The organism is Arthrobacter vasquezii, assembly GCF_029455255.1.
Classification (GTDB): Bacteria; Actinomycetota; Actinomycetes; order Actinomycetales; family Micrococcaceae; genus Arthrobacter_D; species Arthrobacter_D parietis.
In genome coordinates, this window is sequence record NZ_JAROKN010000086.1 from 1 (window position 1) to 8,505 (window position 8,505).

The window sequence follows — 8,505 nt, forward strand, 5'->3', positions numbered from 1 at the left end:
GTGAGAATAGCCATGCCAATTAATAGGTCGATGAGTTCCAAACCGATTGCACCAAGCTTTCGTTTTTCTACGGACGCCTCATCCATGAATAACGTATGTGTTTATAAGCCGGTTCCCAAATTGGGGGCTGGAGCAAGCGGTGCTTCGGAGCGAGGCGAGGCGGTCGCTGCGGCAGCCGCCTCGGCTGATGCGGCAAGAATGCGAGCGAGCTCATCCTCGCGTCGTTCCTGTTCAAGGCCGGCGATGCGCTTCTCCTCGAGAGCCGCGGTGGTGTTCCGCAGCTGCGCCAACTGCGCAACCAGGGTTCCGCGTTCGGCCTGCTTCTCCTCCACCAGGCTCGCGGCGCTCGCCATCGCGAATTCTGTGGCGGCTCCGGCCTTTTCCGCGGCCTCGGCTGCGTCGGCGGCTGCCTGCTCCGCGTTGCGTGCGTCGGCCTGCAGGGACTCGAGCGACTTCGCCGCAGTTTCAGCCTGGTTGACGGTGCGTGACCGGGAGGCGGCCATGCCTTCGACAGTGGAGGCCTGATACATGATGCTGCCTGGGTCCTGGACGAACGAAAGGAGGCTGCTGTCCGGCATGATGCCGCCCGCACGGTAAATGTCCGCGGCAAGTTGACCGAGCTCCGTGGAGGCAGTGCGGTAGGTCTGCTCAGCCTGCCCGGCCAGTGCCGAAAGCCGCTGGGCGGTCGACCGCCGCTCATCAAGTTCCGCGAGTGCATCAATGTAGGCGCCCTGCGACTTCATCGCCTCAACCTGCGCGCCCTGCAGTTCTGCGGAAGCATTCTCGAGGATGCTTTCGATCTCTGTCACGAGTTCAGCCGCCGCTGCTGTGTTGTCCTCCGCAGCGGCAATGTCGGCGGGGCTGGGCAGATCCGATGCTGCAAAGGCTGGCGACGGCGTCAATCCCACGGTGAGCAGCGATCCCACGAGCATGGCAGTGAGCGCGGAAAATCCGCGCTGCGAAAAGGTTTGCGGCATAACTCGATCCTCGGACGGCAACCAGACTTGTCCGAGGATAGAGCCCCAAATGTCACTTTAGCAACATTTGTCACACCAGTATCTTAAACAACAGCGGTGTCATTCCCAACGCAAGGCCGTTCACGGCGTGTCGCGCCCGAGTCAGGCGTGCTGCCGGCTCTCATGCACGGCATGCTCCAGCGGTTCAAGTTGAAACGTGCAGTGCTCGGTATCGAAGTGGTTGCTGAGGCAGTGCGTAAGGCGGTCGAGCATGCGGTCAACACCCTCGGCGTTCAGGCTTTCGGTGTCCACCACTACGTGGGCCGAAAAGACGGGAACGCCGGAGGTGATGGTCCACGCATGAATGTCGTGTGCATCGACAACCCCCTGCACTTTCAGGATGTGCTCCCGGATCATCGCCGGATCCACACCCTTGGGGGCGGACTCGAGCAGCACATTGATCACGTCTCTCAGCAGGCTCCATGCGCGCGGCAGAATCATGGCTGCAATGAGGATGGAGGCTATGGCGTCAGCCTGCAGGAATCCGGTCACTGCGATGACGACGGCGGCAATCACCACGGCAATTGACCCAAGCAGGTCTCCCAGCACCTCCAGATAGGCGCCTCGAAGATTGAGGCTTTCCTTATGCCCGCCGTGGAGGATCAGCAGACAGGCGAGGTTCGCCGCGCCGCCGAGCAGCGCAGCTATCAGCATGATGTCCGTGCGCACCTCTGTTGGCTCACCCAGCCTGCGGAACGCCTCGATCGCAATGACCACCGCGATCACCACCAGGATGACGGCATTGGCCAGTGCCGCCAGCACTTCTGCCCGCTGGTAGCCGTAGGTGCTCCGCACAGTGGCAGGCCGGGTTGCTATCCAGGAGGCAAGCAGCGCTATGAAAACGCCGGCGGCGTCGGAAAGCATGTGGCCCGCGTCAGCGAGCAGGGCCAGGGACCCGGACAGCGCAGCGCCGATCACCTGAACAACAACGACGGCGAGTGTGATCGCCACGACCAGCACCAGCGACTTGCGGTGCTTCCCCGTCGCGGTGACGGGATGCCCATGAGAGTGTGCGCCCATATAACCAGTATGAAGCCCCGGCGGTAGCCAGGTTGGGTTACCCCCAGCCCAGCTCGTGGAGGCGTTCGTCATCAATCCCGAAGTGATGCGCAACCTCGTGGATCACGGTGATGAGGATTTCATCCACGAGTTCCTCGCGGCTCCCGCACATCCTCAGCAGCGGCTGCCGGAAGATGCTGATGCGGTCGGGCAGGGAGCCGGCATCCCACCAGGAGTCCCTTTCCGTCAGCGGAGTACCCTCATAGAGGCCGAGCAGGTCGGGATCCGCTTCCTCGCCGGGGCCGGACTCAAATTCCTCCTTGACGAAGATGGCGACGTTGTTCATAGCCCTCGCCAGCCTGTCCGGGATCTGGTCAATTGCGTCGTCGACTGCTGATTCGAAGTCCTCGAGGCTCATATCGATGGGCACGGAGGAAACTCTACTGCCGTCGCTTCCGCAGGACGTCCGACCGGCGATTCAGAGGTTTTGTGTAATCGAGATCGAAGCCCTATAGTTTTAGAGGTCCACAACGAGGAGTAAAGTACTTGTGTGGTCCTGGCCCCCATCGTCTAGCGGCCTAGGACACCGCCCTTTCACGGCGGCGGCACGGGTTCGAATCCCGTTGGGGGTACGCAAGGGAGTGGTTCAAAGCACCGTTTGGGTGCTGATAGGATCAAACTCTTGCAAAATCGCAAGGCCCTGTAGCGCAGTTGGTTAGCGCGCCGCCCTGTCACGGCGGAGGTCGCGGGTTCAAGTCCCGTCAGGGTCGCTGAGGCGATCGGAGAAATCCGGGCGTCGACGGTGATCATCACACGATGGTTGCAAGGCTCTGTAGCTCAGTTGGTAGAGCGTTCGACTGAAAATCGAAAGGTCACCGGATCGACGCCGGTCGGAGCCACCACTGAAAGCCCCTGGGAAACCGGGGGCTTTTGCTTTGCCCCGCAGTTTCCCCGCCAAGCCAATCCTTCCGCGCATCAGCGACGAATCGAAACAGGGTCACCGGCCGTCGATTAGGCTAGGTCTGGGTAGGGGGCAAGATGCAAGGATTGCGGGGAGGATCGGCAATGCCACACAGAATCCTGGTTGTTGACGATGACGCGGACATCCGCGATCTCGTCTCCACCAAGCTTGAGTCAAGCGGTTACGAGGTTGAGACCGCCGGTGACGGGGTCGCCGGATTGGAACTGGCCACCAACAATGAGTACCACCTTGTGATCTCCGACGTCATGATGCCTGGCATGTCCGGGGTGGACATGGTCAGAATGATGCGCTCGGCAGAGCCTCCGATCTCCGTTCCGGTGATCCTCCTGACCGCCAAAAACCAGGAACGCGATATCGAGAATGGGTTCGCCGCCGGCGTCACCGACTACGTCGTCAAACCCTTCAGCCCCCGCGAACTCGCAGCCCGGGTTGCCGGCATCCTGGCACGCTAACTCCCGTGCTGGTCTCATGGGATGTGCTGGCGGTCGCCGTTGTCGTTCTGGTTGTCGCGTGCGTGCTGGCTCTGACCGCAGTCGTTCTCATCAAGGCGGCACGCCACGCCGGTGAGCGCCGGAGGACTGTCCATGACGAGGCAATCCGCACCCGCATCATGATGCTCGCGGTTGCCGAGGATGAGGCGCTGGCGGAGTTGGAGTCGGAACTCGCATCGACAACGGGCGCCCTCGGGGAGCACGTGGAAAACACCCTGCTGCGCATGATCCCCGAAGTTCGTGGTGATGTGCGCGAGGCCATGATCCGCGTCCTCGCCGCTCGCGGCCTGCTCAGCCGATCCCTTGACCGAATCCATTCCCGCGGCACCATTCAGCGGGCTGCTGCGGCTGAACTGCTCGGCATTCTCGGCGGCAGGGAGGTCATCGGCCCCTTGACGGCCGCCCTTCAGGACAAGAGCCTCGAGGTCCGTCTTGTGGCGGCGCGTGCCCTCGGCGTCGCGGCCCAGCCCGAGGCCGGAGGGCACCTCGTCGATGCGCTTTCGCTGACCAGCGGGATCCCGCACTCGGTTGCCGCCACGGCGTTGCTCAATCTGCCCGAACAGGATCCCGCAGTGTATATCGAGGGTCTGCGGGACCGGGACGCCGGGATCCGCTATGGCTCTGCGGCTGTGGTGGGCCTGCTGCTCATGTCGGAAGCCGCGGACGCACTGTTCGACTGCATGGTTGCGGAGCGGGGCCGGGAAGGTGCGTCCGATGTCGTCATCGCTGCTTGCGCCCGGTCACTGGGACGGCTCGGCCACAAGCCTGCCATCAGCGAACTTGCGGACATTTCCTGCTCAAGCGCTGCGTCGTCGTCTGTCCGGCAGGCAGCAGGAGAAGCTCTCAAGGCGATGCCTGGCGCCGAGGCACGCGACGTGCGCAGGCGGGTCATCGAGCATGCCGATGCGGATGTCCGCCGCATCCTCGTGGATGCATAGGGGGAACGGATGGAGAACGTGCTTGAGCCGCTGAGAGCGGCAATCCGGTTGCTCTTCGAGATCACGGCGTACCCCGTACTGGCCTACTTCATCGTGATCAATTCGTTCCTGCTGCTGCTGATCATCTTCGCGAGCGTGAATTTCACCGCGCATCTCCGGCGGCAGTCCTTTGCCGGGGCCCGAGTCACCGCCGCATCCCCGCTCAGTCCGGGAATCTCCGTCCTGATGCCGGCGTATAACGAGGGCGCAGTCATCGCAACGTCCGTCCGCTCTGTGCTCGACCTGCGCTACCCGGATCACGAAGTCGTGGTGGTCAATGACGGCAGCTCGGATGAGACGCTGCAAACGCTGATCGATGTCTATGACCTCGTCGAAGACCGGCGGGAAGTGTCCGTCAAGGTGCCCGTCCGGGGAACCATCCGCGCCATCTACCGTGCGCGGGATACCGCGCTGCCCATCGTGGTTGTTGACAAGGAAAACTCGGGCCGGTCGGATTCGCTGAACATGGGACTGAACGTCGCGTCCAAGGACCTCGTGGTGATGGTCGACGCCGACAGCCTGCTGGATCCCGATTCCCTCCTTGTGGTGTCCAAGCCCTTCACTGATGACCCCGAGCGCGTGATCGCAACCGGCGGAGTGGTGCGCGTGGCCAACGGATGCGAGGTCGTTGCAGGCCGCGTGGTCAGCGTGAACATGCCGAAGAACTACTTCGCCCGCATTCAGATCGTGGAATACCTGCGCTCCTTCCTCCTTGGGCGGGCGGGGTGGTCCCAACTCAATTCCCTGATTCTCATTTCCGGTGCCTTCGGAATGTTCCGGCGCGACCTCGTGACCCAGGCGGGTGGTCTGGACCCGGACTGCATCGGCGAGGACTTCGAACTGGTCATGCGCCTGCACCGGATGATGCGCCGGTCCAAACGGAAGTACCGCGTCATCTTCATCGCCGAACCGGTGTGCTGGACGGAAGTTCCCTCCACGGCCGCGGTCCTTGCAAGACAACGACGGCGGTGGCACCGCGGTCTGTGGGAAGTCCTGATCAAATATCGCGGCATGACGTTCAACCCCCGCTATGGGACCGTGGGCATGATTGCGCTGCCCTACTACTGGATCTTTGAGCTCATCGCTCCCGCCATTGAGCTCTTTGGCCTCGTCATTGTCCCGCTGGGACTGCTGCTCGGCGTGGTGAACGTGCCCTACGCGCTCGCGTTCATCGCTGTCGCGTACCTCTATGCCATTTTTGTCTCGCTGATGGCATTGCTGGTCGAGGAAGCTTCGTTCCACCGCTACAACCGGTGGGGGGATCTCTGGGTGGCCCTGCTGGTATCGGTTCAGGAAAACATCGGGTACCGCCAGCTGACCGCTATCTGGCGGATTCAGGGCTGGTGGGCAGCGCTTCGCGGCAAGAAGCAGGTCTGGGGCACCATGACCCGGACAGGTTTCGAGAACGCGTCACCGTAGCCGGCGCCGGTGTTCCTGCTAACTACCGCTGCCAAAACACGCGAGGATGGTCAGGCCGCCGCCCTCGGTCTCCTCCAGCTCAAGGAAACCGCCGTGCGCCTGGGCAATCCGATTGCAGGTTGCCAGGCCGAGCCCGGTACCGGCTATTGCGTTGCTCTCCAGCCGCACGAGCGGTTCGAGCACCCTCTGCCGGTCTTCGGGAGCAATCCCGATGCCATTGTCCTCGAACTTCAGGCACCACCTATCTTCGGCGGACTGGCCGGCACTGATCCGTACTCTGGGAGACCTGTGGGGATGGCGGTAGTTCAGGGCGTTCTGGAGCAGATTCTGCAACAGCGTATGTAGCTGGGTGGGATCAGCCTGGCCCACAAATTCCTCCACCTCAAGGCGCGCTCCGGCAGCGGAGATGGCGGCGGCGAGGTCGTCCTGCACGGCTCTCACGGTTGCCGCCAAACTGACCGGTTGGACGCGCAGAGTTCCGTTGGAGCGGGCAAATGCGAGGAGCTCTTCGATCATCGCCGTCATCCTGCCCGCGCTGGCACCGATGCGCTCGAGGTATTTCCGGCTGGTGCTGCGGGCGGGAATCGCGGTGTCATCCTCAAGCATCTCGGCGAAGCCGCGAATACTTGTGAGTGGACCCTGCAGATCATGGCTCACCCGCCCGGCGAATTCCGCGAGGAGTTCATTGCTGCGTTTCAGCTCCTGCAGGGCGGTGCTCAACTCGCGTGTCCGCAGTTGCAAGTTCAGGATGTCCATGATCTGGGTGGCCAGGATTTCGAGGCTGCGGCTCTGTTGTGGAGTGATCGAGCCGGGTGAATCATCGAATACGCACAGTGTTCCCAACGCGTCGCCCTCCGCGGTGATGAGCGGAGTAGAGGCGTAGAAGCGGACCTCGGCGATCTCACCGGTGACAAATGGGTTCCCGCGGAACCGCGGGTCCTCCAGACAATCCTCCACCATGACCGTGTGGCCATAGCGGAAGACCTGGGCGCACATTGAGTCTTCGCGTGAACAAACACTCGCTTCGATACCCCGAGCGGCTATCTGGTGCTGTTGGTCGGCGGTGATGATGTTGATGACAGCGAAGGGGACCCTGCAGACGTCCGCGGCCAGTACTACGAGGTTGTCGAGATCCTCGTAATAGGTTCCCTCGCGGCCGGACAACCCGTCCGCAAGGGAATAGCGCTCCAGTGTGAGAAGCCGCTGTGTCTCGCTTCGGCTGCCTACCTCTATGGACACGGTGTGGTTCCCCCTCCTGTACGTCCTGGGGGAAGTCTAACGGCTGGCGGGCCGTGGCCATGCTGCGGGAGAAGACTCACGCCGTTGACCGTTAGAGAGGTGGAGCCCTGTCTGCAGGCAGCCGGCACTCCATCAGCCACCACCCCTCAATGGAAGGACCGCCAGGCGTGAGACTCAAGTTCGCCGTGGCCGTTTTTGGTGCGCTCGCCCTGTCCCTGGCCGGGTGCGCCGCTGCCCCACCGGAGGCAGCCAGCACCCTGAGCATGCCGCCTATCCCTTCCGAACCACCGCAGTCTTCGCCATCCATGTTCCAATCGCCCGATCCTCGGCTCGCGGAGGGCGCACACAACACCGGAGCGGCCATGGCGGACTGCCTGGTTGTTGCCGCCGGAATCTCCTCTGTGCTGTTGGCCCCGCTCAGTTTCAGGGGAGATGAAGATCCCGAGACCATGACCAAGCTTGAGGATCAGCTGCATCACCTGCACGGCAAGGTTCCCGACGAGCTCAAGCCGCATTTCGTCCGGGTGGCGGACGCCGCTGAGAGCGGCCCGCACGGCACTGGCCAGTTTGATGAATCCGCGTTCCGTGAGGCGCTGCAGCCAGTCCAGGAGTGGCTCAGGGAGCACTGCAGCGAGCCTTCCCGCTGACCCTTCCGGCGCGTGTCAAAGGTTCAGCGGAAGGGTTAGGCTGGGCGAAAGAGAAAGGGCGCCAGCATGGAGCACGAGCAGGGAACAGGGCCGGCGGGCGTAGCGCCCGTTACTGAATCCGCAACCGGCAGGACAACCATCTCCGAAACTGCCGCCGCAAAGGTTGCCGCGATCGCCGCCCGCAAGGTGCCTGGGGTCTACGCGCTGGGCAGCGGCACCGGCAGAGCGCTTGGGGCGCTTCGCGATGTGGTCGGTGGCAGCGACCTGGCGCAGGGTGTGCACGTGGAGGTGGGGGAGATTCAAGCCGCCGTTGACATCAACCTCGTTGCTGAATACGGCTACCCGCTCACTGCGGTGGCCGACCAGGTGCGCGCAGCCGTATTCGCCGCTGTCGGTGAGCTCGTGGGCCTGAAGGTGATTGAAGTCAACGTTGAAATCAATGATGTGCACGTGCCCGGCCTGAATGATCCCAAGAGCACTGAGAAGCCCCGCCCCGCGGCGAGCTAAGGAGCCACTATGAACCTCACCGTCGTCGGTATCCTTGTTGGCACCATCCTTGCTTTCGCTGCGCTCATCTTCCACTTCTGGGGCTTCCTCCTGGTGGCACTCTTCATGGCTATCGGCGCTTTCGTCGGCCGGGTTGCGGAGGGCAAGCTCGACCTGCGCAGCGTGCGCGATGCCCTGGCCGGACGCCGCTCATCATCGTGACCGCAGCAGCCGCAGCGCCGCAACGGC

10 protein-coding genes and 3 tRNA genes are annotated in these 8,505 nt (G+C 62.9%); 9 read left to right on the forward strand and 4 right to left on the reverse strand.

What is annotated here, in order from left to right; all coding sequences use genetic code 11:
- Positions 1-101: 101 nt before the first annotated feature.
- The 3 genes from P4U43_RS16920 to P4U43_RS16930 all read right to left on the reverse strand — a co-directional run bounded on the left by P4U43_RS16920 (position 102) and on the right by P4U43_RS16930 (position 2,433).
- Complete coding sequence (locus P4U43_RS16920) at positions 102-977, reverse strand: coiled-coil domain-containing protein (RefSeq protein WP_277359783.1); 876 nt, start codon at positions 975-977, stop codon at positions 102-104.
- A 141-nt stretch (positions 978-1,118) separates the two neighbouring features.
- Positions 1,119-2,036: a cation diffusion facilitator family transporter gene (locus tag P4U43_RS16925; RefSeq protein WP_056545857.1), complete on the reverse strand. Its 918-nt coding sequence runs from the start codon at positions 2,034-2,036 to the stop codon at positions 1,119-1,121.
- Positions 2,037-2,073: 37 nt separating this feature from the next.
- Positions 2,074-2,433 (reverse strand): metallopeptidase family protein, encoded by a 360-nt coding sequence (locus P4U43_RS16930; protein ID WP_277359791.1) that lies wholly within the window; start codon positions 2,431-2,433, stop codon positions 2,074-2,076.
- 141 nt (positions 2,434-2,574) lie between these two features.
- Between P4U43_RS16930 and P4U43_RS16935 the strand changes: the two genes are divergently transcribed.
- The 6 genes from P4U43_RS16935 to P4U43_RS16960 all read left to right on the forward strand — a co-directional run bounded on the left by P4U43_RS16935 (position 2,575) and on the right by P4U43_RS16960 (position 5,884).
- Positions 2,575-2,647, forward strand: a tRNA-Glu gene (locus tag P4U43_RS16935).
- A 64-nt stretch (positions 2,648-2,711) separates the two neighbouring features.
- Positions 2,712-2,785, forward strand: a tRNA-Asp gene (locus P4U43_RS16940).
- 56 nt (positions 2,786-2,841) lie between these two features.
- A tRNA-Phe gene (locus tag P4U43_RS16945) sits at positions 2,842-2,917 on the forward strand.
- Positions 2,918-3,080: 163 nt separating this feature from the next.
- The gene (locus P4U43_RS16950) at positions 3,081-3,449 is read left to right on the forward strand and encodes a response regulator transcription factor (protein WP_277359784.1); all 369 of its coding nucleotides are present in this window, start codon (positions 3,081-3,083) and stop codon (positions 3,447-3,449) included.
- 5 nt (positions 3,450-3,454) lie between these two features.
- The gene (locus P4U43_RS16955; protein WP_277359785.1) at positions 3,455-4,426 is read left to right on the forward strand and encodes a HEAT repeat domain-containing protein; all 972 of its coding nucleotides are present in this window, start codon (positions 3,455-3,457) and stop codon (positions 4,424-4,426) included.
- A gap of 9 nt (positions 4,427-4,435) precedes the next feature.
- Positions 4,436-5,884 (forward strand): glycosyltransferase family 2 protein, encoded by a 1,449-nt coding sequence (locus P4U43_RS16960; protein ID WP_277359786.1) that lies wholly within the window; start codon positions 4,436-4,438, stop codon positions 5,882-5,884.
- 18 nt (positions 5,885-5,902) lie between these two features.
- Here P4U43_RS16960 and P4U43_RS16965 read toward each other — a convergent pair whose 3' ends face one another.
- A complete protein-coding gene (locus P4U43_RS16965) occupies positions 5,903-7,123 on the reverse strand; it encodes a sensor histidine kinase (RefSeq protein WP_277359787.1) in 1,221 nt (406 codons plus the stop codon).
- 167 nt (positions 7,124-7,290) lie between these two features.
- Here P4U43_RS16965 and P4U43_RS16970 point away from each other — a divergent pair, with 167 nt between their 5' ends.
- The 3 genes from P4U43_RS16970 to P4U43_RS16980 all read left to right on the forward strand — a co-directional run bounded on the left by P4U43_RS16970 (position 7,291) and on the right by P4U43_RS16980 (position 8,478).
- Entirely contained in the window at positions 7,291-7,770 is a 480-nt protein-coding gene (locus P4U43_RS16970) for a hypothetical protein (RefSeq protein WP_277359788.1), read from the forward strand.
- 66 nt (positions 7,771-7,836) lie between these two features.
- Positions 7,837-8,277, forward strand: a complete 441-nt coding sequence (locus P4U43_RS16975; RefSeq protein WP_277359789.1) for an Asp23/Gls24 family envelope stress response protein — start codon at positions 7,837-7,839, stop codon at positions 8,275-8,277.
- A gap of 9 nt (positions 8,278-8,286) precedes the next feature.
- Positions 8,287-8,478: a DUF2273 domain-containing protein gene (locus P4U43_RS16980; protein WP_277359790.1), complete on the forward strand. Its 192-nt coding sequence runs from the start codon at positions 8,287-8,289 to the stop codon at positions 8,476-8,478.
- Positions 8,479-8,505 lie beyond the last annotated feature (27 nt).